Genomic DNA, 22,918 nt, shown 5'->3' on the forward strand with positions numbered 1-22,918 from the left:
GTCCCGTCGCGCGGCCCGTCGTGCCGCCCTGTTCGCGCGTGGACGGCCGCCTCCGCGGGGTCTCTCGGGCGGCGCTCTTCGGCGACCTGATTGCTCCGAGCTGATAGGACCAGGCTCCCACCGCAGGTGAGAGTGCCCTTCGGATGGTTCGCGGACAGGAATCCCGGCGGCTTTCGAGGAATGTCCTGGACTGGTCAACTGGTTGACAGGGGCGCTGGTCGCAACCGACCGGTCCGCTCACCCCTTGGAGTCCGTCAATGAGTACCCCCACCCAGAAGGTCGCCGTCATCACCGGCGCGTCGCAGGGCATCGGCGCCGGCCTGGTCGACGCCTACCGCAAGCTCGGCTACGCCGTCGTCGCCACCTCCCGCAGCATTGAGCCCTCCCAGGACCCGGACGTCCTCACCGTGCGGGGTGACATCGCCGACCCCGCCACCGCCGAGCGCGTGGCCAGTGCCGCGATGGAGCGTTTCGGCCGTATCGACACGCTGGTCAACAACGCGGGCATATTCGTCGCCAAGCCGTTCACCGAGTACACGCTGGACGACTACGCGGCCGTCACCGGCATCAACCTGAGCGGCTTCTTCCGCCTCACCCAGCTCGCGCTGGAGCAGATGCTCGTCCAGGGCGGTGGGCACGTCGTGCAGATCACCACCAGCCTGGTCGACCACGCCAACTCCTCCGTCACGTCGGTCCTGGCCTCGCTGACCAAGGGTGGTCTGCAGTCCGCGACCAAGGCCCTGGCCATCGAGTACGCGAGCCGCGGCATCCGCAGCAACGCCGTGTCCCTCGGTGTCATCAAGACGCCGATGCACAGCGAAGAGCACCACGAGACGTTCGCCGCGCTCCACCCGGTCGGCCGGATGGGCGAGGTCAGCGACATCGTCGACGCGGTCGTCTACCTGGAGAACGCCCCGTTCGTGACCGGTGAGATCCTGCACGTCGACGGCGGCCAGAGCGCCGGTCACTGACCCGCGCCGGTCCGCCATGAGGGACGGGCTCCGTCGCACCGCACACGGAGCCCGTCCCCCTTCCGTCTTTCGCGGTCCTGCCGGAAACGCGTCGCGTCCTCGCCGAACCGCGGTGACGGCGCCGGTCATGCGGGCCGACGGCCCCCTCGTGTCACGAGGGGGCCGCACCCGCGGTCGCCGGATCACTCCGTCCGCAGGCCCTCCGGCCTCATCATCCGCAGCAGCGGCGGGATGCTGAGCAGCGTCACTGCCGCGACGACCGCCGCGCCCGCGCCGACCATGGCCAGCACCGCTCCCCAGTCGACGGCCACGGCTGTGGCCGTCATCTTCAGCAGGACCGCGCCCAGTGCCAGGCCGACCACCGTGGCCAGGGCCAGCCCCAGCAGGACGGGAATCGCGGTCTGCCAGAGCACGGACATGCTCAGCGTCCGGCGGCGGGTGCCGAAGGCGACCAGCGCCGACAGCAGCTTCTTGCGCTCACGCAGCTGCTCCAGCTGCGTGACCAGCAGGCTGAGTCCGATCAGGGCCAGCACACACGCCGCCCCGACCAGCAGTCCCGACCGGATGCCGGCGTACGTTCCGTCGATTCCCGAGCCCCGGCGCACGGTGGTGACCGCCCGCGGATCGATGGTGGCCACGGTGTTCCGCACCAGTTCGCCCGCGTCCTTCACCGAACCGTCCACGCGGACGTAGGTGTGCCCGGTCATGGTCGACACGGCGTCGTCCGGCAGTGCCGCGCGGGTGATCAGGATGCCGCCCGACTCCCATGTTCCCGCCAGACCGGACCGGGGCTGCCCGGTCTTGACGGTCTTGGGCAGTGACCAGGAGGCCGCCTTCGAGGTGTGTGGGGTACCGGGGAAGGCCGGATCGAAGTACACCCGCTTCCCCGGCTTCGCCAGCTCCGCCGCGTCGGGCGAGGCGAACTCGGTGTGCCCGGGAGCGAGGAGGAAGGCATCGCCGGGCCGGCACGAAGGGAGCGTGGCGATCTCCCGCAGGTCCGCGCAGTCGCCCACCGAGACCTGTGCGTAGCGGCTCGGATTGTCGGCGCGGTCGCCGACGTTGCCCTCGCTGAGGCTGACCACGGCCTTGACGCCCTCGGTCGCGCGCAGCTTCTGCGTGGCCGGTGCGAGCGGCACGTCGCCGGGCACGGTGACTTCCATCTGCGCACGCGAGGTGTCCAGCCCGGTCGAGTGCGTGTAGGAGGCCTCGACCCCGCCGAAGAGCATCTGCAGCGCGATGGCTCCGGCCACGGCCACGGCGATGCCGTTGACCATGTTGGTCGCCGCGCCGCTGTTCATCTGGAGGCGCCGAACGGCCAGTTGCTGTGCGACACCACCGGAACCGAGCCGGGCGACGACCGCTCCGACGACCCACGGCAGCAGCGCCGTCACACCGATCAGCAGCAGGATGACGCCGAACCCGGTCCGCGGTCCGCTGAACTGCCCGTTGTCCTTGCCCTGGCCCATCATCGGCGCCAGGAGGGCCAGACCGATCAGCGACGGCAGCAGCCGCCACCACAGCTTTCCCTTCGACTGCCGGCCCGAACGCACCACACCGAGCGGCTCGATGGCGACGTTACGCAGGGCGAGCACCGTCACCGCGACGGCTGCCACCGGCACGGCCACCACCACCAGCAGCGCCAGGAAGGGCGAGGGGGACAGATAGTCCGGGAAGACACTGATGTTGCGGATCTCGAGGGAGCCTGCCGCCTGGCGGCCCACCACGAAGAACCCGGCGCCGACGAGGAGCCCCAACAGCGCACCCACCAGAGCCTCTCCGGCCGCGACCCGCCGGACACTGTGACTGTCCGAGCCCACGAGCCGCAGGGCCGCGAGCCGCCGGTCACGTCGCTCGCTGCCGAAGCGCACGGCCGTGGCGATGAAGACCGCCACGGGCATGAGCAGGACCACGAGCATGACGAGAATCAGCAGGGCCTGGATCGGATCGAGCTTCTGCGCGTCCGGGGACGGGTTGCCGAACTCCTTGATCCGGTGGACGCTATCGCCGTCGATGTGAGAGGCCAGCCCCTCGGCACCACGGTAGAAGGCGAGTTCACGCGGACCGGCCAGACCGTTGTCGCCGATCGTGGCGACGATCCGGCCGGGCAGCCGCTTGCGCAGCAGCGCACCGGAGTCCGATGTCAGCAGGTCCTTCAGCGCGGGGGAGACCACCATCTCGCCCTGCGCCGGGAACTTCGCCACACCAGGCGGCAGAGGCGCGCCCGGTCCCTCGGCCTCCAGCTCACGGCCCCTGACGCCGTGACTGCGGAATTCGGTGTCGACAGTCGCGACCACCACCGTGGCATTCGACTTGTGCACCGTGGACGACGTGCTGATGTCGGCCCGCGCGTTCTCGTGCGCGTCCCGCAGTTCGAGCGCGTGCGGAATCGCGGTCGTGAGCAGCAGCATGGCCACACCCAGACCGACGCCGACAGCCGTCAGCAGAGCCCGCACCCAGCCCTCACGCCCGCCGGACACCGCGAAGCGGACGCCCATGGTGAGGTCGCGGGCCCATACGCGGGCGGTCATACCGCACGCTCCATGTCCCGTGCCCGGCCGTCACGGACGACGACCTCCCGGTCGGAGTACGCGGCCACACGCGACTCGTGGGTGACCAGCACGACGGCCGCGTTGGTGGATCGCGCGGCTTCCGTCAGCAGCTCCATCACGCGCTCGCCGTTGAGGGAGTCCAGTGCACCGGTCGGCTCGTCGGCGAAGATGACCCTGGCTCCGGTGACCAGGGAGCGTGCCACCGCGACGCGCTGACCCTGACCGCCGGAGACCTCACCGGGACGCTTGCGGGCGAGACCTTCGACCTCCAGGCGCTCCATCCAGCTCAGTGCCGTCTGCTCGGCCGTCTTGCGCGGAGTGCCGTTCAGACGAAGGGGCAGCGCGACGTTCTCGACGCAGGTGAGTTCCGGCACGAGCTGGCCGAACTGGAACACGAACCCGAACTCGCTGCGCCGCAGTGCACTGCGCTGTGAGTCGCTCATCGCGGACAGCTCGCGTCCGTCGTAGCGGATGGTTCCGGAGTCGGGGGTCACGATGCCCGCGAGGCATTGCAGCAGCGTCGACTTGCCGGAGCCGGACGGGCCCATCACGGCGACGACCTCGCCGGGGTGGATGGAGAATTCGGCGCCGTCGAGCGCGGCGGTGGGGCCGTAGGCCTTGTGCAGGTCTTCGGCCGCCAGCAGTGAACCAGCGGGGGGAGTCATCGGACTACCGTCTTTCGGAGATGGTCGAGGCGTGCGGCGGTGAGCTCCAGCCAGCGCAGGTCGGCCTCCATGTGGAACAGGGCGTGATCGCAGATGAGCTGGTCGGCCAGGTCACCGTCGCGCTTGCGTCCGGTGAGCACGCGCATGCCGCGCAGGTGCTCCGAACGCTGGGTGTCCAGGACGCCGGCGGCGTCGCGGTCGGTGAGAAGGGCGAGGACGACCTTGGTGTACAGCGTCGACTGCAGGTAGGTCTCGGGCGTCTCGGGTGTGGAGAGCCACTGCTCGACGTCGGTGATCCCCGCGTCGGTTATCGCGTACCGCTTCCGCTCCGGACCCGCGCCCGTCTCGACGCCGTCGACGACGACGAGGCCGTTCTTCAGCAGCCGGGACATCGTCGAGTAGACCTGGCCGTAGTGCAGCGGCCGGTCCTGGCCGAACCTCGCGTCGAAGGACCGCTTCAGGTCGTAACCATGGGACGGCCCCGACTCCAGTAGGCCGAGGAGTGTGTGACTGATAGACATGGGGTGACTATACATGGCATGTATACGTGTTGTGTATACGCGACGTGTATAGACGCCCGGAGTGTGCTGCGCGATCACGGTTTGTAGATCTTGCCCGGCTCGGCCTTGCCGGGGGCGAGCAGCTGGGGCACGGTGACGAACGTGTAGCCCTTGGCCTTCAGCTGGTCGATGATGCCGGGGACCGCGGGCACGGTGTTCTTGTAGATGTCGTGGAGCAGGATGATGGAGTCACGCTTCGCGTGCTGCACGGCGCGCTCGGTGATGGTGGCGCTCGGCGGCACCTTGTAGTCCTTCGTGGTGACGTCCCACAGTATTTGCGCCAGGCCCTCCTCCTTGGCGAGTTCGCCGACGTGGTTGTCCGTGCGTCCCTGGGGCGGCCGCATGAGCGTGGGGCGCTTGCCCGTCAGCTTCTCCACCGCGTCGTCGGTGCGCTTGAACTCGTCGCGGACCTCCGCGTCGCTGATGTCGGTGAGGATCTTGTGGTCCCACGTGTGGCTGGCCAGCTCGTGGCCCTCCCGGGCCATCCGCTTCACCAGGTCGGGGTGCTTGTCTATGTGGCCCTTGCCGAGCAGGAAGAACGTGGCGTGCACCTTCTCCGCCTTGAGGATGTCCAGGAGGCGGGGGCTGTTCTCGCTCGGTCCCGCGTCGAAGGTGAGGGCGATGCACTTGGCTTCGCGGCAGTCGACCGCGCCGGCGGCGTTGGCGGCGGACGCGCCCTTGGTGCCGGACGTGCCGGAGGTGGCGGCCTTGGCGGCCTTGCGTACGTCGCTCGGCTTGCTGGTGTCGTAGTGCGTGCACCCGGTGAGGCCCAGGAGCAGGGCTCCGGCCGCCGACAGGGTCGCTATCGCGCGGACACCTTTGGTGATCTTTGTTGTTGTGTCAAATATTGCGGGCATGGAGGGAACTGTACATGGCGTGTATACACGGCGCGTATGTCGATGTTCACGCCGGAGGGCGTGAACCGCGCAGGGGTGTCCGACCGTGCTGCGGCCGGCCCGTTCCGGCCCTGTGTGCGCCCCGGGCTCCGGCCGCGAACGCGGTCAGTCGTCCGGTGTGACCGGGCGCAGCTCGTAGTGCAGGGTCCGGTCCCGCTTCAGCCGGTGGGCGAGGGGGACGACCACTCCGTGCAGGGCGGGGTACTTCCGGGAGAGCGTGCGGGCGGCGTGCAGGTTCTCCTTCGACCCCGGCTGCAGGAGCCGGGCCCACGCCTTCATGGGCGGCCCCGTCGGCGCGCCGCGCACGGTGCACGGGGCGACCTCCACCACCGGGTGGTTGCGCATCCGGTCCACCTTCCACGCCGACGAGAACGTGCGGACGTAGGCGTGGTCGCCCTCGACGGCGATGCTGACGGGGGTGCGGGCGGCGGATCCGTCCGGCCTGCGGCTGCTGAGCAGGACGGTGTACTGCCTCACGAAGGGCTCCAGTTCACGGATCGTGCTCATGTATTCCATGGTGCACCCCGCATGCCCCCGAAAGCACTGAAAGCGGACGCGGCGGCAGGAGTGCGCAGAGGGACGCCGCCGGGTACCCCGCCCGGGGGCCGGCGACCGGCGTAGGCTCCGCCGCATGTACGCCGACGGCGCCCCCGAGCCCTTCTCCACCGCCCGCCTGGACGCACTCCCGCTGGACGTGGCGCACGCGCGGGAGATGGCGGCGGTCCTCTCCGATCCCGCCCTGCACACCTACACGGGGGGCGCCCCGGAGGGCTTGGACGCGCTGCGCGCCCGCTACGAACGCCAGAGCGCCGGCTCCCCCGACCCCGCCGAGCTCTGGTGGAACTGGGTGCTCCGGGTGCGGGCCGAGGGGTGCCTGGCCGGGTACGTGCAGGCCACCCTGCGCGACGGCCGGGCGGAAGTGGCCTGGGTGCTCGGCACCCCGTGGCAGGGCCGGGGTTACGCGACGGAGGCGGCGGCGGGACTGGTCCGCCACCTGCTGGGGCGGCGGACCGTCCGGAGCGTCGTCGCCCACATCCACCCGGACCACGCCGCGTCCGCGGCCGTCGCGGCAGCGGCCGGGCTGACCGCCACGGACGAGTGGGAGGACGGCGAGGTGAGGTGGCGGCGGGACGTCTCGCGTGAGGCCGTGCCGGGCTCCGCGGACCGGCTCTGATCACGACATCACCGTGTTTGTCTTATACCTTCGAAGAGCGGCGTACGTGCGCCGGGGCTCCGGCCACCACCTCTACGAAAGGCCCCCTGGTGGGCGAACTGGGGAGGATGGAAGCCCTGCGGCTCGCAGGGCTCACAGCGGCGGCCGATCCCGGCATGGAGCGGTTCGCACGCCTCGTCACGCGCTTCCTGCGCGTCCCCGTCTCCCTGGTCTCCCTGCTGGAGGCCGACCGTCAGGTCTTCCCCGGCATGGTCGGCCTCGCCGAGCCCTGGGCCACACAGCGAGGAACCCCGCTCAGCCACTCCTTCTGCCAGCACGTCGTCGCCACCGGACGACCGCTGATCCTGACCGACACGCGGCTGGACTCGCTCACCTGCGCCAGCCTGGCCATCCCCGACCTCCAGGTCATCGCCTACGCGGGAATGCCGCTGACCGACGCCGACGGGCACGTCCTCGGGTCGCTCTGCGCCATCGACCACCGCCCCCGGGACTGGACGGCGGACGAGCTGCGGGACCTGGAGGACCTCGCCGCCGCCTGCTCGGTGGAACTGCGGCTGAGGATCGCCAGCGAGCGGACCCGCCGGGACCGCGACCACGCCCGCCTGCTGCTGCGCGCCTCGGTCGAACTGGGACACTCCCACGACCTGACGGACCTGGCCCGCCGCCTGCGCAGTCTGTTCCACGGCCCCACCGAACCGTCCTACGTCGGCCTGCTGCTCGCTGACGGCCGGGGCCTGTGGCGCGTGGTGGATCCCGAGCACGTCCGGGCGGTCGAGGTGTCGATCGACCGGCTGGACATGGACGCCGACTTCCCCAGCACGAAGGCCATGAGGGAGCAGCGCACCGTCTTCGTGCCGGACCGCGACGCGCTCGTGGCGGGCTTCAGTCCCGAAGCCGTCGCCGGATACGACTCGTTGGGCCTGCGGTCCGCCCTGTGCGTGCCGCTGATGCTGGGCCGCGGGGTGCTGATGTGGTGCTGGCCGGACGCCCACCTCCTGGAGGTGACCGAGGAAGCCGTCCTCACCGCGGTCGGCGGATACGCGAGCCAGGCCGTGGAGCGCACCCTGTTCGTCGAGAACCGGCTGAGCACCGCCGAACAGCTCCAGGCCGCGATGCTGACCGAACTGCCTTCCGTGCCGGGCCTGGACATGGCGGCCCTCTACCTTCCGGCCACCGACCAGGACATGGTGGGCGGCGACTGGTACGACGCCTACCGGCTGCAGCACCCCGCGGCCTCCGGACACTGGTCCCTGATGCTGTCCATCGGTGACGTCATCGGGCACGACGTCCAGGCCGCCGCAGTGATGGGCCAGGTCCGCAGCATGCTCCGACAGGCCACCCTCGCGCGCGCCGCACACTCGCCCGCCGCCGCACTGAAGGCGGTCGACAGTGCCTTCGAGGCACTGCCCCTGGGCCCCGGTGCCACAGCGGTCCACGCCCGCCTGGACCAGCGCGATGGCCGGTGGCTGCTCACCTGGTCCAACGCGGGCCACCCGCCACCCCTGGTGCGTACGCCCGACGGCGACGTCTCGACGCTCGGCGAGCACGACCTGATGCTCCTCGGTGCCCCGGACGGTGTCGCCCGCCACGACCTGGAACGCCGGCTCCCCCGGGGAAGCGTGCTCCTGCTGTACACCGACGGGCTGGTCGAGCGCCGGGACAACGACATCGACGAGAGCGTCCGGGAGACCGCCGCCACGCTCTCGGCCGTCGGAGACCGCCCGTTGCCGATGGTCCTGGAGACGCTCGCCCACCGGCTGGACGACGTGCCGCAGCGCGACGACGTGGCGGTGCTCGTCGTCCGCGTGACCTGAGGAACGCCCCTCGCGGCGGTCTTGGCGGGTGTCCTTCCGAAAACCGCCCCCGGCCGCCGCCACCGCACTACAGTGCCGGACCGTGACCGACACGCTGGATTTCCTGCACACCACCCGGGCGTCGTACGACGCCATCGCCGGCGACTACTCCTCGCTCTTCCGGGACGAGTTGGGCACCAAGCCGCTCGACCGGGCCATGGTGACGGCCTTCGCCGAACTCGTCCTGGCCGACGGAGGAGGGCCCGTGGCCGACGTCGGCTGCGGCACCGGGCGGGTGACCGGATACCTGCACGGACTGGGCGTCGACGTCTTCGGTGTCGACCTCTCGCCGCAGATGCTGGCGGAGGCCCGGCGGGACCACCCCGGCCTGCGGTTCGACGAGGGCTCCATGCTCGGGCTCGACCTCGCGGACGGGGATCTCGGCGGGCTGCTGGCCTGGTACTCGACCATCCATGTCCCGGACGAACAACTTCCTCTGGTCTTCGCCGAGTTCTTCCGTGTGCTGAAGCCCGGTGGCTACATTCTCCTGGGGTTCCAGGTGGGTGACGACGTGCTGCGCCGGGACGAGGCCTTCGGCAAGGACATCGCGCTCGACTTCCGCCGCCGGCGGCCCGAACGGGTCGCGGAGCTCCTGAAGGCGGCCGGGCTGGCCATGCTGGCCCGGACGGTGCGGGAGACCGACACCGAGGGCCCCTTCCCGGAGAGGACGCCCCAGGCGTTCCTGCTCGCCCGGAAGCCGACTGTCAGTGGTGGGCGGCAGGATGGGGGCACCGGCTGAGGAAGGGGGTCCCGTGGGGACCTGGGGGATGGGCCATTTCGACAGCGACACCGCGGCGGACTTCGCGGGGGGTCTCGACGACGCGCGGCCCGGACGGCGCGAGGAGATCATCCGGGAGGCGCTCGCCCTCGCCGCCCGCACGGGCGCGGACGACCACCTCGACGCCGACGACGGTGTGGTGGCCGTCGCCGCGGCGGCCCTGCTCGCCGCCCAGCGCCCGGGAGGCACGCCGGTGGATTCGGTCTACGGCCCCGACGACCCCCTGCCCCCGCTTGCACCCGAGCTGTGCGGCCTCGCCGTCACCGCCCTCGACCGGGTGGTGGCGGGGGAGTCCGAGCTGCTGGAGCTCTGGGCGGACGCGGGTGAGGGGGAGCGGTGGAGCGCGGGGGTGCGGGAGCTCCGCGCCGTGCTGGCCGGAGTCATGGCCCCGCCCGCGGGTCAGGGAGCCGGGTAGGAACCCGTCGCCCCGTCGATCAGCTCACGGACGATGTCCATGTGTCCGGCGTGCCGCAGCACGTCCTCGATCATGTGGATGAGGACCCAGCGCATGGACACCGTGTTGCCGTTCCAGGAGGTCCCGGTGGTGTCCAGCCCGGTCTCCTCGATCGACCGGTCGGCGGCGGCGCGGGCGCGGGCGTAGAACGCGAGGATCCGTTCCGTCGACTCGTCGGGTGCGACGGTCATGTCGTCCTTGGACGTGTCGAACCAGAAATCCTCGGTCGCGTGACCGAACGCGGCGCAGAACCAGCCGTACTCGACGGTGGCCAGGTGCTTCACGATGCCCAGCAGGTTCGTCCCCGTCGGGGTCATGGGGCGGCGCAGCTGCTCGTCGTCCAGGCCTTCGAGCTTCCAGAGCACCACGTCCCGGTGCCGGTCCAGGCTCGTGTGCAGGGACTCCTTCTCGCTCCCGGTGTACGGGACTTGGGCTGTCGAGGAGATCATGCCGCGAACAGTAGCGGCCCGCGCTCTCAGCGCTTGGGGCGGCCCGCCTTCACCAGCTCGGCGACGTCCAAGGACACCTCGGTGCCCAGGACGGAGGGGAGGGGAGCCTCCTGGCCGGGGGCGTACACCTCGTGACGGTCGTAGCCGGAGGGCAGCGGCTCGGTCAGCACGTGGATCCGGCTGTGCTTTCGGTCGACGACGACGTACACGGGGATCTTTGCCTGGGCGTACGCGGTGACCTTGTTGCGCATGTCGTTCTGGTAGTTCCCGGAGGTGACCTCCAGGACCAGGCGAAAGCAGGCGGGGTCGTAGCAGTTGTTCTCGATGAGGTGCTCGTCGAGGTCGGCGTCGACGATGGCCAGGTCCGGGATGGCGTAGTCCTCGGGGCCGGAGGGAAGCCACAGGCCGATTCCCTGGAGGACCTCCGTCTCGCCGTCGTCGAGTCCCGCGGCGATAAAGGGCCGCATCAGCTTGGTGAGCGCGCGGGCGTGCGGGCCGTGCGGGGGTGGTGCCACGGTGATGACGCCTCCGATGATCTCGACGCGATAACCCGGAAGCTGTTCCATCAGCCGGTTGGCTGTTTCGAGCTGCGTCTCCGGCTCATCGTCACAGGGGTGCTCGACTGCTGCTGCAGACATTGCGGTCCTCCTGGAATGGCTGGCGTCGAGAGCATCCTCGTAGGCCGGGACGTGCCCCCGTGCTCCGCAGGACCGTGCTTCACCCGGCCGGGTGACACGGAAGCGGCCCGGCACACAGGACGTGTGCCGGGCCGCTTCCGCGTGCCTGCCTACAGCTTGTCGATCACGTAGTCGATGCACGCCGTCAGTGCCTGGACGTCCGCCGGATCGATGGCCGGGAACATCGCCACGCGCAGCTGGTTGCGGCCCAGCTTGCGGTAGGGCTCCGTGTCGACGATGCCGTTGGCGCGGAGCACCTTGGCGACCGCGGCGGCGTCGACGCCGTCCTCGAAGTCGATCGTGCCGATGACCTGCGAGCGCTTCGCCGGGTCGGTGACGAACGGGGTGGCGTACTTGGAATCCTCGGCCCAGCCGTACAGGTTCCGGGCGGAGGCGGCGGTGCGGCCCGTGGTGAAGTCCAGGCCGCCCTGGGTGTTCATCCACTTCAGCTGCTCGTTCAGCAGGAACAGGGTGGCCAGCGCCGGGGTGTTGTACGTCTGGTTCTTCAGGGAGTTGTCGATCGCCGTGGGCAGCGAGAAGAACTCCGGGATGTGCCGGCCGGAGGCGTGGACGCGGGCGGCGCGCTCCAGGGCCGCCGGGGAGAACACGCCGATCCACAGGCCGCCGTCGGAGGCGAAGGACTTCTGCGGGGCGAAGTAGTAGACGTCGGTCTCGGTGATGTCGACCGGGAGGCCGCCCGCACCGGACGTGGCGTCCACGAGGACGAGCGAGCCCTCGTCGGCGCCCGCCACCCGCTTCACCGGGGCCGCGACACCCGTCGAGGTCTCGTTGTGGGTGAAGGCGTAGACGTCGACGCCGGCCTCGGCACGCGGGTCCGGGTGGGTGCCCGGGTCCGAGGCGATGACGGTCGGGTCGGCCAGCCACGGCGCGAGCTTGGCGGCCTTCGCGAACTTCGACGAGAACTCGCCGAAGTTCAGGTGCTGCGACTTCGACTCGATCAGGCCGTGTGTCGCGACGTCCCAGAAGGCGGTGGAGCCGCCGTTGCCCAGGATGACCTCGTAACCCTCGGGAAGGGAGAAGAGGCTGCGCACACCTTCACGTACCTCGCCGACCAGGTTCTTGACCGGGGCCTGGCGGTGGGATGTTCCGAGCAGGGAGGTGCCGGTCGCGGCCAGCGCGTCGACCGCCTCCGTCCGCACCTTGGAGGGGCCGGCGCCGAAACGTCCGTCGGCGGGCTTGAGGTCAGCGGGAATCTGGATGTCAGCCACGATCCGGAGCGTAGCCCCTCGGGGAAGCGGTCAGGGAGCCCTGTCCGTCCGGTGAGACGCACGCTCCGGATCGCGGACGACCCATACGGCTGGAAAGCGATGCCGTGGATCAGCCGAGGTCGACCGGCAGCTCGTGGAGGTCGTTCTGGGTGACGATCGGCTTGTTCCGCAGGTCCTCGGCGGGTACCGCCAGGTCCAGGTCGGGGAAGCGCTCGTACAGCGCGGGCAGTGCGACCCCCGCCTCCAGACGGGACAGCGCGGCGCCCGGGCAGACGTGCGGACCATGGCCGAAAGCGATGTGACGGTTGGGGGACCGGGTGATGTCGAACTCACCTGCGGTCGGCCCGTGCTGCTTCTCGTCACGGCCGAGCGCCCCGAAGGAGACGATCAGGGCCTCACCCTTGGGCAGGACCTTGTCGCCGACCTCGATGTCCTCCGTCGCGAAACGGATCAGCACGTGCGAGGTGGGGGTGTTCCAGCGCAGGGTCTCCTCGATCACGTTCTCCCACGGCACCTCCCCGTTCAACACGCGCTTGCGCTGCTCGGGGTGGGTCTGGAGGGCCTCGACGACGTTGACGACCAGGCTGATCGTCGTCTCGTGGCCGGCCGCGATGATCAGCTGCAGCGTGTTGACGATCTCCTCGTTGGTGAGGTGGTCGCCGTCATCGGAGGCCGCGATGAGGGCGCTCGTCAGGTCGTCGCCGGGGTTCGCGCGCTTGCCGTCGACGATCTTCGTGAACAGCTCGCCGAGGTCCGCCATCATCTGCGGGACCTCCTCCGGCGGGGTCTGCGTCGAGAAGAACTTCTCGAACAGCTCCTTGAGCCGGGGGTGGTCGGCCGAGTCCACGCCCATCAGCTCGCTGATGACGTTCATCGGCAGCGGATAGGCGAACTCCGCCTTCAGGTCGACCGCTTCACCCTTGGGGTGCGCCGCGAGCCGGTCCAGGGACGCGTTGGTCAGCGCCTCGATGCCGGACCGCAGCCGCTCCACCCGCTTCACGGTCAGGGCCTGCGCGACGAGGGTGCGCAGCCTGCGGTGGTCGGCGCCGTCGACGGTCAGCATCGAGCGGCCCGGGTTGGCGAGACCGATCAGCGGCCAGTCCATCGGGATCTCGCCGCGCTGCCAGGCGTTCCAGACGTTGATGTCCTTGACGACGCGGCTGTCGGTGAGCAGCTGGCGGGCCTCGGCGTGGTGCGTCACCGCGTAGCAGTGCACCCCGCCGGGGAGCTCCACCTCGGCCAGCGGTCCGGCGGCGCGCAGCGCGGCGCTCTCGCCGTCGAGGTCTGCGACGAGGGGATCGAGGACGATCCGGGTCATTTCTGGCCTCCAAGAGCGGGGGTGGGAGTGAAGTGCACCGGCAGGTCCGTCAGGCCGCGCAGCCACGGGGACGGACGCCGGGTCAGCTTGTCCGCGGGGACGGCGAGGTCGACGTCCGGGAGCCGGTCCAGGAGCACCTCGATCCCCGTACGTGCGATGACCTCCGCGGTCTCCTGGGCCGGGAACGGGCAGCGGTGCTCGCCGTGGCCGAAGGAGAGGAAGGCGTTGTTGCCGCCGGTCAGGGCCGAGCCGTCGGTGCGCACCTGCGGGTCGCCGTTGGCTGCCGCGATGCCGAGGAGCAGCAGGTCCCCGGCGCGGATGTGCTGTCCGCCGAGGTGGGTGTCGCGGGACGCCCAGCGGCCTGCCACGTTCTGGGTGGGGGTGTCCTCCCAGAGCACCTCGTTCATGGCCTCGGCGACGCTGTGCCGGCCGCCGGAGAGCGACGCGGCGAAGCGGTCGTCCGTCAGCATCAGCCGCAGGGAGTTGCCCATCCAGTCCGCGGTCGGCTGGTGGCCCGCGGCCATCATCACCATGAGGTCCTGGACGACCTCCTCGTCGGTGAAGCCGCCGGGGTCCTGGAGCATCCTGGTCGCGACGTCGTCGCCGGGCTCGGCGTGCTTGTCGATGAGGAGCTGGAACATCGACGCACCCAGGTGCTGCTGTCCGGCCAGGGCCCTCTCGCGGCCGTCGATCATGTCGTTGAGCGCGCCGACGAGCGTCCCGCCGACCTCGTCGCTGAACCCGTAGATCTTCGCGAGCACCCGTGCGGGCAGCAGCATCGCGTACTCGGCGATGATGTCGGTCCGGCCGGAGGAGCAGAAGCGGTCGATGAGGTCGTCCGCGAACTCCTCGGCGTACCGCTTGAGCGCGAAGGGGTCCACGGCCTCCAGCGCGTCGCTGATCATGCCGGCGCGCACGGTGTGCCGCTCGCCGACCGTGTAGAGGATCGACGGCTGCTTGCGCCCGATCATCGGGAGCAGCGGCCAGTCGTCCGGGATGTTCTCCCACTGGTTCCACAGGTCGGAGTCCCGGCTGAAGAGGACCGGGTCGTTGGTGACCTGGTGCAGTTCGCGGTACCCGAGGATCAGCCACGCGGGTATGTCGCCGTCGAGCACCACCGGGGCCACGGAGCCCTGGTCGCGGCGCATCTCGCGGTACAGCTGCACGGGGTCCGTCTGGAAGCGCGGGCCGGACAGCGGGGTGGCGGTCCCGTTCACGGGGCACTTGGTCACAGCGTGGGCTCCGGGGTCATCGCCGGGGCGGCGGGACCGCCCGCCAGTGCGGCGTCGGCGTTCTTCTCACGCGCGAGGGACAGCGCGTAGAGGTGCTCGACGAGCGTGATCAGGACGTACTTGCTGGAGGACCGGTCTCGGGCGTCGCACTCCACGAGCGGGACGTCGGGGGAGAGGTCGAGCGCCTCGCGGATCTGCTGCTCGGTGTGCAGCGGACCGCCGAAGTCGTTGCACGCCACGATGAACGGCGTGCCGTGGTGCTCCAGGCGGTCGATCGCGTACCAGGAGTCGGCCAGCCGCCGGGTGTCGACGAGGACGACGGCGCCCAGGGTGCCGGAGAAGAGCCGGTCCCACAGGAACCAGAAGCGCTCCTGTCCGGGCGCGCCGAAGAGGTAGAGGACCGATCGCGCGTCGAGCGTGATCCGGCCGAAGTCGAAGGCGACCGTGGTGGACGTCTTGGAGTGCACACCTTCGAGGTCGTCGACGGCCTCGCCCGCGCGTGTCATGGTCTCTTCCGTGTTGAGCGGACGGATCTCGCTCACGGATCGCACCATGGTGGTCTTGCCGACCCCGAAGCCGCCGACGACGACGATCTTCAGTCCGTTGTCGGCCGTCGCCTGCAGGGCGGCACGGTCAGAGGTTGCGGAGTCCAACGAGCACCTGTTCCAGGGTGTCGGTGTCGGGGAGCCGGTCCTCGACACGTGCAGTACGGGGGTGGCGGGCGCTGATCCGGCCGGTGTCGAGCAGGTCGCACAGCATGATGCGCACGATGCTGACGGGCAGGTTCAGGGTGGCCGAGATCTCGACGACCGCGGTGGGGAGTTGGCACATCCGCAGGATCGCGACGTGCTCCGACTGCATCCCTGGGGTGGGATCGCACTCGGCGACGACGAGCGTCACCAGGTCGAACGCGGCCGAGTCCGACCGGCTGCGGCCACCCGTCAGGGTGTACAGCCGGTCCGGATCGTCGTCGCGTCCCGGGCGGGGGCGCGGTACGGACGTCATACGTCCGCTGTTTCCGCCGCCGGGGCCGATGCCTCGCGCGGCGGTGCCACGAGGTACTCGCCCAGCTGCTCGACGAGTTCACTCATGTTGTGGCCGACGAGACCGACGTCGGAGTCCTCGGCGGCCACGACCGCCAGGTGGGCGCCCGCGCCCGCCTCCACGATGAACAGCACGCCGCCGTAGAACTCGGTCATCGCGGACCGTACGCCGCCGGTGCCGTCGCCGAACTCGATGGACGCGCCGTGCGACAGGCTCTGGATGCCCGCCGAGATCGCGGCCAGCTGGTCCGCCTGGTCGACGGAGAGCTCGGGGGTGCGGCACAGCTTGAGACCGTCCCTGGACAGCACGAGGGCGTGCCGGGCGCCGGGCGTCCGGTCGAGCAGCCCCTCCAGCAGCCAGTTGAGCTTCTCGTCGGTGGTCGCGCTCATCGGGTGTTGCCTTCCGGGTGCGGGGAGTTGGCTCGTACCGCCTGGCTGAAGGTGCTGAAGCGGGCTGCTTGGACCTTCGGGTCGGTGGCACGGGGCCTGGGGGAATCGGCTCCGCCTGGTTCGGCATTGCCGGTACGGGCTTCGGCGGCGGCGAGGGTGCGGCCGCGGCGGCGCTTGGGGAGGCCGCTGTCACCGAACTGGGGGAGGGAACCGGTGGTCTCCGACTCGGACCCCGCCGTCTGCGGCTGGGTGCCGTCGCGCCGCGCGTGCTCGGAGCCGTCCGCGCGCGCCGGCTCGGCGGCCGTCCGGTCGGTGCCGGGCATCGCGTGGTCCGGCTCCGGCTCGGGCGGTCCCACGGGCTCGGGGGCGGGCGCGGGCAGGAGGGCCGGCGTACGGGAGATGAGCTCCTGCGGGAGCATCAGCAGCGCGCCCGTGCCACCGCGCGCCGAAGGCCGGAAGGAGACGGTCAGGCCGTGCTTGCGGGCCAGCCTGCCGACGACGGCGAGGCCGAGCCGGGTGCCGGAGATGGCGGTGAGGTCCTGGTTCTCCGCGGACACGGCCCGCTCGGCGCGGCGCAGCTGCACGTCGCTCATCACCAGACCGCTGTCCTCGACGGTGACCACGATGCCCGCCGGGACCTCCTCGACGTACACGTGCACCTCGGCCGTGGGCGGCGAGAAGTTGGCAGCGTTGTCAAGCAGCTCCGCCAGGGCGTGCATGACGCCTTCGGCGGCGTGGCCGGCGATGGCCACGTCGCTGGTCGAGTGGAGGCGGATGCGCTGGTAGCCGCCGATGCGGCCCATCGCCCCGCGCAGGATCGACTCCATGACGATCGGCTTGGCCCAGCGGCGACCGGAGCGCGCGCCGGTCAGTACGGCGATGGAGTCGGCGAGGCGGCCCGCCTGGGCGGTGCGGTGGTCCAGGTGCAGCAGGTCGCCCAGCACGTCCTCGCCGGTGTGCCGGTGCTCCATCTCGCGGAGGTCGGCCAGCATGCTCGTGGACAGTGCCTGCATGCGGCCCGCGGCGTTGGCGCACGCCGCGATCGCCGCGGAGCGTTCGGTCTCGCTGCGCCGGGCGCGGGCGGTGAGCCGCGCGGTCTCGGCGGTGAGGCGCTCATGCTGCTCGGCGGCCTCGGAGGTGGCGCGTGCGACCCGCTCGTCGGCCTCCGCGGTGGTCCGCGCGACCTCGGCGGCGGCGGTGGATCTGATCCGGGCGGTCTCGGCCGTGAAGCGCTGCGCCTCGGCGGCCGAGGTCGAGACGAGGCGTGAGGTCTCGGCCGTGAAGCGTTCGGCGTCCGCGGCCCGCAGGGCCCGCAGGTTGCGTGAAGTGGCGAGGGTGTAGACGGTGACGGCGACCGCGACGCTCACCACGAGTGCGGCGCCGCCGGCTCCCCAGGACAGCGGGGTCCGTACCGAGGCGGGGGCGGCGGCGATCGCCCAGAGGCACAGGGCGCCGGTGGCGGCTGCCGAGACCAGCAGGGCGAGCGCGGTCGGCCGGAGTGAAGGGCGCAATCGGAGTCCTCGGGACGGACGGTGCAGGGAAAGGGACAATCCGGATCTTCCGGTGCGGTGTCGGTGAAAGAACCACAACTGGAGCTGATTGTTCCCGATCAAGTCGAGGCAACTATAGGAGAATTGGCGACTTGTTTGGGGATTCCTTGTGGCCACTTCTGTTTGAAATCTGGCTTGAAGTGATTCCTTCAGTGGCTTGAGGGCGCCGTCAACTCCGGTGTCCGGTGGTGCGTGTGGGCAACTGGAGGCGAATGTGACGTTATGTCCCCCAGGGGGGCCGTGATTTGCCTCGATCGTCGCCCGTAGGCCGGTGGGCGGCTAGTGTGAGCGCTCCGGTGCAGACGGCCTCCCAGGTCGGCACTGCCGTAAGACACGCCGCGCGCCTTGAAGGGGGAGGCGCCGCGGGGCCCCGACGGAGGACGCAGCAACCGTGGACGCGCAAGGCCGTGGGCGGGACGAGGGCATCGACCCCGCAGACCAGTGGGTACTGAACCCGGACACCGGTGATTACGAACTGCGACTGACCCCCTCCTCAGGGCGATCAGCCGCACCGGCCGGCCCCGGCGCCCCCCGCTCGTCCGGAGCCAGAGCGGCCGGCCCGCGCCGTAAGCCGGAGCCCGAGACCCCGCCGCAGGGCGAACGGGCCTCGGTGCCCGGCCAGCGCGGCGGGCGCAGGGGCGCCGGCGGCGGCCGCGGAGGCAAGGACGAGCCGCGCAGGCAGGGCGGCCGGGCCGCCGCGCCGGCCACCGGACGCCGCAAGGTGAAGGCCAAGTCCGGCAAGAAGAAGGCGCTGATCTGGACGGGCGGTGTGCTCGCCTTCCTCCTCGTGGGCGTCGGCACCGCGGGCTACGTCGCCTACCAGCACTTCAACGGCAACATCACCGCCGTGTCCACGGACGGCGCCGGTACCGGCGGGTTCAGCAAGGACCGGGCGATCAACGTCCTGGTGATCGGCACGGACAAGCGGACCGGCGAGGGCAACGAGGGCTACGGCGACAAGGGGAGTGTCGGCCACGCCGACACGAACATCCTTTTCCACGTCTCCAAGGACCGCACGAACGCCACCGCGCTGAGCATCCCGCGCGACCTGATAACGGACATCCCGGAGTGCCCGACCCAGCTGGAGGACGGCACCGAGAAGGACATCCCCGGGACGACCGGCGGGCGCTTCAACACCAGCCTGGGACAGTCGGAGCGCACCCCCAGCTGCACGATGCGGACCGTCACCGAGCTCACCGGCCTCAAGGTCGACCACTTCATGGTGGCCGACTTCAACGCCGTCAAGAGCCTGACCAGCGCCGTCGAGGGGGTGGAGGTCTGTCTGGCCAAGGACATCAACGACAAGGACTCGCACCTGAAGCTGTCCAAGGGCAAGCACACCATCGAGGGCGAGCAGGCACTCTCCTTCCTGCGCACCCGGCACTCCGTCGGCTTCGGCAGCGACCTGAGCCGGATCGAGATCCAGCAGCAGTTCCTGGGTTCGCTCATGCGGAAGCTGAAGTCCAACGACACGCTGACCAGCCCCACCAAGATGTTCAAGCTCGCGGACGCGGCGACCAAGGCGCTCACCGTCGACGACAAGATCGACGACATCAACAAGCTGCGCAAGCTGGGCATGGAACTGGCGTCCGTCGACCCGAAGAACATCACGTTCACCACGGTGCCCGTGCTGGACAACCCCGACGACAAGGCGACCGTCATCCTCGACGAGTCCAAGGCGCCCCAGGTCTTCTCGATGATGCGTGAGGACGTCTCCTTCACCGCCGTGGCGAAGCAGGAGAAGGCCGAGGAGAAGGCCGCCGAGGCCGCGAAGCTGAAGGGCCCCAAGGCCGACCCGGCGGACGTCCGCGTCGACGTGTTCAACGGCGGCGCCCCGCCCGGTTCCGCCCAGGCCGCACTGGACTGGCTGCAGAACGAGAAGAACGTGCTGAAGTCCACCAACAAGGCGAACGCCCCCCAGGACGTGAAGAAGACCCAGCTCGTCTACGGCCCCAACCAGGCCGACCAGGCGCGCAGCCTGGCCGAGATGATGGGCATGTCGGCCTCGGCCCTCAAGCCGACGACCACGGACGCCGCCGACATGGAGCCGATGGTGCTGACCCTGGGCCCGGACTTCAAGCAGGCGGGCAGCGCGCTCTCCGCCCCGCAGAAGGCGCCGGAGAACATCCAGCGTGTCGAGGCGGACAAGGCGGTCTGCGCCAAGTAGCCCCGGCCTCCGCGACTGCACGCGAGAGCCCCCGCATGCCGTCCGGCGCGCGGGGGCTCTCCGCGTACCGGGCCGGAACGGGGCGTTGCCCGACAGGGAGTGCGCGTTGCGCGACGGGCCGAGCGGGGCTCCGGTCCGGCATGCTGGCCCCATGCCCGACCCGCACCCGCATCCCGGTCTCGTCCGGGCCCTGGCCCGCGCCGTCCGGGGCGACGTGGAGTCCGACGCCACCGCCCGCGCGCTGACGACCATGGACGCGTCCAACTACCGCCGCGTCCCGGTGGCCGTCGTGGCCCCCCGCGACGCCGAGGACGTCGCCGAGACCCTGCGCGTCTGCCGGGAGCACGGGGTGCCGGTCGTGCCCCGGGGCGGCGGCACCTCCATCGCGGGCCAGGCCACCGGCACCGGTGTCGTCCTGGACTTCACCCGCCACATGCGCAGGATCACCGCGCTCGACCCGGCATCCCGCACCGCCGTCGTCGAGCCCGGTGTCGTGCTGGACGACCTGCGGGCCGCCGCCGCCCCGCACGGGCTGACGTTCGGCCCCGACCCGTCCACCCACAGCCGCTGCACGCTCGGCGGGATGATCGGCAACAACTCCTGCGGCGCGCACTCCGTGGCCTGGGGCACCACCGCCGACAACGTGCGCAGCCTGCGCGTCCTGCGCTATGGCGGCGGTTCGCCCCTGCACCTCGGAAGGGATCTGCCCGACACACCCCCCGGACTCGGGGACTTCGCCGGGGCCCACCTGGCGCTGCTGCGCACCGGCTTCCCCGAACTCCCGCGCCGCATCTCCGGATACGCCCTCGACGCCCTGCTCCCCGAGAACGGCCCGGACCACGCCCGCGCGCTGTGCGGCAGCGAGGGGACCCTGGCCGTCGTCACCGAGGCGACCGTCCGCCTGGTCGAGACCCCGGCCGCCCGGGCGCTCGCCGTCCTCGGGTACGCCGACGAGTCCGCCGCCGCCGAAGCCGCCCCCGGCCTCCTCCCGTTCGGGCCGCTCACCGTCGAGGGCATGGCCGCCGACCTCGTACGGGAACCGGCCGGCCTGCCGCGCGGCGGTGCCTGGCTGTTCGTGGAGACGGGCGGCGCGACCCCCGCCGAGGCCCGCGCGCACGCCGAACGGATCGTGCGGGCGGCCGACGCCCTGGACGGCACCGTCGTCACCGACCCCGCCGGCATGCGCGTCCTGTGGCGCATCCGCGAGGACGCCGCGGGGACGGCGACCCGGATGCCGGACGGCGGGGGAGAGGCGTGGCCCGGCTGGGAGGACTGCGCCGTGCCGCCCGCCCGACTCGGGCCCTACCTGCGCGACTTCCGCGCCCTGCTCGCCGGACACGGTCTGCGCGGCACCCCGTACGGGCACTTCGGCGACGGCTGCATCCACGTACGCATCGACTTCGACCTGCTCACCGCCCGGGGCGTCGCCCGCTTCCGCCGGTTCTCCGAGGAACAGGCCGCCCTCGTCGTCGCACACGGCGGGTCGCTGAGCGGCGAACACGGCGACGGGCAGGCGAGGGCCGAGCTGCTGCCCCGGATGTACGGGGACGAGATGGTGGGCCTGTTCACCCGGTTCAAGGACCTCTGGGACCCGGACGGCGGCCTGAACCCCGGCATCCTCGCCCGTCCCGCGCGCCTCGACGAGAACCTGCGCTTCGCGGTGCTCCCCGGCCGCCCGGTGGACGTCACCTTCGGCTACCCGCAGGACGAGGGCGACTTCTCCGCCGCTGTACGCCGCTGCGTCGGCGTCGCCAAGTGCCGTACGTCCGGGCCGGGGACGGGCCCGGACGTCATGTGCCCGTCCTTCCGGGCGACGGGCGAGGAGGCGCACTCCACGCGGGGCCGGGCCCGGCTGCTCCACGAGATGCTCGCCGGCGAGGTGATCACGGACGGCTGGCGCTCCACCGAGGTGAGGGACGCGCTCGACCTGTGCCTGTCCTGCAAGGGCTGCCGCACCGACTGCCCGGTCGGCGTCGACATGGCCACGTACAAGGCCGAGTTCCTCCACCACCACTATCGGGGCCGGCTGCGCCCCGCCTCCCACTACGCGATGGGCGGGCTGCCGCGCTGGCTGCGGACGGCGGCCCCCTTCGCCCGCGCGCTCAACGCCCTGGCCCGGACCGCCCCGGTCGCGGCCCTCGTCAGACGCCTCGGCGGCATCGCCCCGCAACGCGCGCTCCCCGTGCTCGCGCCGCGGACCTTCCGGTCCTGGGCCCGCGCGCGACGGGTTCCCGCGGCGGGTCCCGCCGTCACCCTGTGGCCGGACACCTTCACCGACCACCTCTCGCCCGGTGTCGGCCGGGCAGCGGTCCGGGTCCTGGAGGCGGCGGGCCGCACACCGGTCCTGCCCGGTCGTGCGGTGTGCTGCGGGCTCACCTACGTGTCGACGGGACGGCTCGGCGCCGCCCGCGCCGTCATGCGCCGCACCCTCGACCGGATGGGGCCGCTCCTCGGTGGCCCGGTCGTCGTCCTGGAACCGAGCTGCGCCGCCACGCTCAGGACGGACCTGCCCGAGCTGCTGGCAGACGACCCGCGCGCGGCCGCCCTGGCCGCGTCGGTGCGCACCCTCGCCCAGTACCTGGAGGAGTACGCCCCCGACTGGACGCCGCCCCGGCTCGACCGGCCGGTCGCGGGCCAGACCCACTGCCACCAGCACGCGGTCCTGGGCGACGCGGCCGAGCGCAGGCTGCGGGACAGAGCGGGCCTGACCGGGGAGCTGAGCGGCGGCTGCTGCGGGCTGGCGGGCAACTTCGGCTTCGAGAAGGGGCACTGGGACGTCTCGGTGGCCTGCGCCGAGGACCGGCTGCTGCCCGCCGTGCGCGCGGCGCCGCCCGGCACGGAACTCCTGGCCGACGGCTTCTCCTGCCGCACCCAGCTGGACCAGCTGGCCGGCCGGCGGGCGCGGCATCTGGCGGAGGTGCTGGCTGAGGGGCTGGACGGGCCGTAGTCCCGGGCGGCATCCC

Annotated in this window: 21 protein-coding genes; 7 read left to right on the forward strand and 14 right to left on the reverse strand. The window is 71.3% G+C overall.

Annotated features, from left to right (window positions below; all coding sequences use genetic code 11):
- The first annotated feature begins 257 nt into the window (after positions 1 to 257).
- Positions 258 to 971 carry an SDR family NAD(P)-dependent oxidoreductase gene (locus ACFYY2_RS04970; protein WP_388737144.1) on the forward strand — a complete coding sequence of 238 codons (714 nt, stop codon included), beginning with the start codon at positions 258 to 260 and terminating at the stop codon, positions 969 to 971.
- A 182-nt stretch (positions 972 to 1,153) separates the two neighbouring features.
- On the opposite strand, the gene ACFYY2_RS04975 is transcribed toward ACFYY2_RS04970, so the two are convergent.
- The 5 genes from ACFYY2_RS04975 to ACFYY2_RS04995 form a co-directional block, all read right to left on the reverse strand.
- Positions 1,154 to 3,499, reverse strand: coding sequence for an ABC transporter permease (locus ACFYY2_RS04975; protein ID WP_388737148.1), 2,346 nt, complete (start codon positions 3,497 to 3,499; stop codon positions 1,154 to 1,156).
- Positions 3,496 to 4,185 (reverse strand): ABC transporter ATP-binding protein, encoded by a 690-nt coding sequence (locus tag ACFYY2_RS04980; RefSeq protein ID WP_388737150.1) that lies wholly within the window; start codon positions 4,183 to 4,185, stop codon positions 3,496 to 3,498. The genes ACFYY2_RS04975 and ACFYY2_RS04980 overlap by 4 nt, the downstream gene beginning before the upstream one ends.
- Positions 4,182 to 4,706: a PadR family transcriptional regulator gene (locus ACFYY2_RS04985; RefSeq protein WP_388737153.1), complete on the reverse strand. Its 525-nt coding sequence runs from the start codon at positions 4,704 to 4,706 to the stop codon at positions 4,182 to 4,184. The genes ACFYY2_RS04980 and ACFYY2_RS04985 overlap by 4 nt, the downstream gene beginning before the upstream one ends.
- A gap of 74 nt (positions 4,707 to 4,780) precedes the next feature.
- Positions 4,781 to 5,602 (reverse strand): polysaccharide deacetylase family protein, encoded by an 822-nt coding sequence (locus tag ACFYY2_RS04990; RefSeq protein WP_388737156.1) that lies wholly within the window; start codon positions 5,600 to 5,602, stop codon positions 4,781 to 4,783.
- 144 nt (positions 5,603 to 5,746) lie between these two features.
- Entirely contained in the window at positions 5,747 to 6,148 is a 402-nt protein-coding gene (locus tag ACFYY2_RS04995) for a PPOX class F420-dependent oxidoreductase (protein WP_388737159.1), read from the reverse strand.
- 124 nt (positions 6,149 to 6,272) lie between these two features.
- On the opposite strand from ACFYY2_RS04995, the gene ACFYY2_RS05000 reads away from it, so the two are divergent.
- From ACFYY2_RS05000 to ACFYY2_RS05015, 4 genes are all read left to right on the forward strand, one after another.
- Positions 6,273 to 6,815, forward strand: a complete 543-nt coding sequence (locus tag ACFYY2_RS05000; protein ID WP_388737162.1) for a GNAT family N-acetyltransferase — start codon at positions 6,273 to 6,275, stop codon at positions 6,813 to 6,815.
- A gap of 89 nt (positions 6,816 to 6,904) precedes the next feature.
- Positions 6,905 to 8,629 (forward strand): GAF domain-containing SpoIIE family protein phosphatase, encoded by a 1,725-nt coding sequence (locus ACFYY2_RS05005; protein ID WP_388737165.1) that lies wholly within the window; start codon positions 6,905 to 6,907, stop codon positions 8,627 to 8,629.
- Positions 8,630 to 8,711: 82 nt separating this feature from the next.
- Positions 8,712 to 9,407 (forward strand): class I SAM-dependent DNA methyltransferase, encoded by a 696-nt coding sequence (locus ACFYY2_RS05010; RefSeq protein WP_388737167.1) that lies wholly within the window; start codon positions 8,712 to 8,714, stop codon positions 9,405 to 9,407.
- Positions 9,408 to 9,420: 13 nt separating this feature from the next.
- Entirely contained in the window at positions 9,421 to 9,861 is a 441-nt protein-coding gene (locus ACFYY2_RS05015) for a DUF4259 domain-containing protein (RefSeq protein ID WP_388737170.1), read from the forward strand.
- Here ACFYY2_RS05015 and ACFYY2_RS05020 read toward each other — a convergent pair.
- From ACFYY2_RS05020 to ACFYY2_RS05060, 9 genes are all read right to left on the reverse strand, one after another.
- Positions 9,846 to 10,349 (reverse strand): DinB family protein, encoded by a 504-nt coding sequence (locus ACFYY2_RS05020; RefSeq protein WP_388737172.1) that lies wholly within the window; start codon positions 10,347 to 10,349, stop codon positions 9,846 to 9,848. The two genes, ACFYY2_RS05015 and ACFYY2_RS05020, sit on opposite strands and share 16 nt — an antisense overlap.
- A gap of 26 nt (positions 10,350 to 10,375) precedes the next feature.
- Entirely contained in the window at positions 10,376 to 10,987 is a 612-nt protein-coding gene (locus ACFYY2_RS05025; protein WP_388737175.1) for a Uma2 family endonuclease, read from the reverse strand.
- Between the two features lie 149 nt (positions 10,988 to 11,136).
- The gene (gene serC, locus ACFYY2_RS05030; RefSeq protein ID WP_388737178.1) at positions 11,137 to 12,255 is read right to left on the reverse strand and encodes a phosphoserine transaminase; all 1,119 of its coding nucleotides are present in this window, start codon (positions 12,253 to 12,255) and stop codon (positions 11,137 to 11,139) included.
- 109 nt (positions 12,256 to 12,364) lie between these two features.
- A complete protein-coding gene (locus tag ACFYY2_RS05035; protein WP_388737180.1) occupies positions 12,365 to 13,573 on the reverse strand; it encodes a cytochrome P450 in 1,209 nt (402 codons plus the stop codon).
- Positions 13,570 to 14,805 (reverse strand): cytochrome P450, encoded by a 1,236-nt coding sequence (locus tag ACFYY2_RS05040; RefSeq protein WP_388737182.1) that lies wholly within the window; start codon positions 14,803 to 14,805, stop codon positions 13,570 to 13,572. Before ACFYY2_RS05040 ends, ACFYY2_RS05035 begins: the two co-directional genes overlap by 4 nt.
- A complete protein-coding gene (locus ACFYY2_RS05045; RefSeq protein WP_327115949.1) occupies positions 14,802 to 15,458 on the reverse strand; it encodes an ATP/GTP-binding protein in 657 nt (218 codons plus the stop codon). The genes ACFYY2_RS05040 and ACFYY2_RS05045 overlap by 4 nt, the downstream gene beginning before the upstream one ends.
- Positions 15,439 to 15,810, reverse strand: a complete 372-nt coding sequence (locus ACFYY2_RS05050; protein ID WP_384061234.1) for a DUF742 domain-containing protein — start codon at positions 15,808 to 15,810, stop codon at positions 15,439 to 15,441. Before ACFYY2_RS05050 ends, ACFYY2_RS05045 begins: the two co-directional genes overlap by 20 nt.
- The gene (locus ACFYY2_RS05055) at positions 15,807 to 16,238 is read right to left on the reverse strand and encodes a roadblock/LC7 domain-containing protein (protein ID WP_388737184.1); all 432 of its coding nucleotides are present in this window, start codon (positions 16,236 to 16,238) and stop codon (positions 15,807 to 15,809) included. The genes ACFYY2_RS05050 and ACFYY2_RS05055 overlap by 4 nt, the downstream gene beginning before the upstream one ends.
- Positions 16,235 to 17,749: a sensor histidine kinase gene (locus tag ACFYY2_RS05060; RefSeq protein ID WP_388737187.1), complete on the reverse strand. Its 1,515-nt coding sequence runs from the start codon at positions 17,747 to 17,749 to the stop codon at positions 16,235 to 16,237. The genes ACFYY2_RS05055 and ACFYY2_RS05060 overlap by 4 nt, the downstream gene beginning before the upstream one ends.
- 430 nt (positions 17,750 to 18,179) lie before the next feature.
- On the opposite strand from ACFYY2_RS05060, the gene ACFYY2_RS05065 reads away from it, so the two are divergent.
- The gene (locus ACFYY2_RS05065; protein WP_388737189.1) at positions 18,180 to 19,955 is read left to right on the forward strand and encodes an LCP family protein; all 1,776 of its coding nucleotides are present in this window, start codon (positions 18,180 to 18,182) and stop codon (positions 19,953 to 19,955) included.
- A 151-nt stretch (positions 19,956 to 20,106) separates the two neighbouring features.
- Entirely contained in the window at positions 20,107 to 22,902 is a 2,796-nt protein-coding gene (locus tag ACFYY2_RS05070) for an FAD-binding and (Fe-S)-binding domain-containing protein (protein ID WP_388737191.1), read from the forward strand.
- Positions 22,903 to 22,918 lie beyond the last annotated feature (16 nt).

The sequence above is a fragment of the Streptomyces sp. NPDC001822 genome (assembly GCF_042892135.1).
GTDB lineage: Bacteria > Actinomycetota > Actinomycetes > Streptomycetales > Streptomycetaceae > Streptomyces.

What these genes read in the sequence shown, in the direction of transcription:
- ACFYY2_RS04970 (WP_388737144.1), top strand. Translation starts at nt 258, where the DNA reads ATGAGTACCCCCACCCAGAAGGTCGCCGTCATCACCGGCGCGTCGCAG.
- ACFYY2_RS04975 (WP_388737148.1), bottom strand. Translation starts at nt 3,499, where the DNA reads ATGACCGCCCGCGTATGGGCCCGCGACCTCACCATGGGCGTCCGCTTC.
- ACFYY2_RS04980 (WP_388737150.1), bottom strand. Translation starts at nt 4,185, where the DNA reads ATGACTCCCCCCGCTGGTTCACTGCTGGCGGCCGAAGACCTGCACAAG.
- ACFYY2_RS04985 (WP_388737153.1), bottom strand. Translation starts at nt 4,706, where the DNA reads ATGTCTATCAGTCACACACTCCTCGGCCTACTGGAGTCGGGGCCGTCC.
- ACFYY2_RS04990 (WP_388737156.1), bottom strand. Translation starts at nt 5,602, where the DNA reads ATGCCCGCAATATTTGACACAACAACAAAGATCACCAAAGGTGTCCGC.
- ACFYY2_RS04995 (WP_388737159.1), bottom strand. Translation starts at nt 6,148, where the DNA reads ATGAGCACGATCCGTGAACTGGAGCCCTTCGTGAGGCAGTACACCGTC.
- ACFYY2_RS05000 (WP_388737162.1), top strand. Translation starts at nt 6,273, where the DNA reads ATGTACGCCGACGGCGCCCCCGAGCCCTTCTCCACCGCCCGCCTGGAC.
- ACFYY2_RS05020 (WP_388737172.1), bottom strand. Translation starts at nt 10,349, where the DNA reads ATGATCTCCTCGACAGCCCAAGTCCCGTACACCGGGAGCGAGAAGGAG.
- ACFYY2_RS05025 (WP_388737175.1), bottom strand. Translation starts at nt 10,987, where the DNA reads ATGTCTGCAGCAGCAGTCGAGCACCCCTGTGACGATGAGCCGGAGACG.
- ACFYY2_RS05035 (WP_388737180.1), bottom strand. Translation starts at nt 13,573, where the DNA reads ATGACCCGGATCGTCCTCGATCCCCTCGTCGCAGACCTCGACGGCGAG.
- ACFYY2_RS05050 (WP_384061234.1), bottom strand. Translation starts at nt 15,810, where the DNA reads ATGACGTCCGTACCGCGCCCCCGCCCGGGACGCGACGACGATCCGGAC.
- ACFYY2_RS05055 (WP_388737184.1), bottom strand. Translation starts at nt 16,238, where the DNA reads ATGAGCGCGACCACCGACGAGAAGCTCAACTGGCTGCTGGAGGGGCTG.
- ACFYY2_RS05070 (WP_388737191.1), top strand. Translation starts at nt 20,107, where the DNA reads ATGCCCGACCCGCACCCGCATCCCGGTCTCGTCCGGGCCCTGGCCCGC.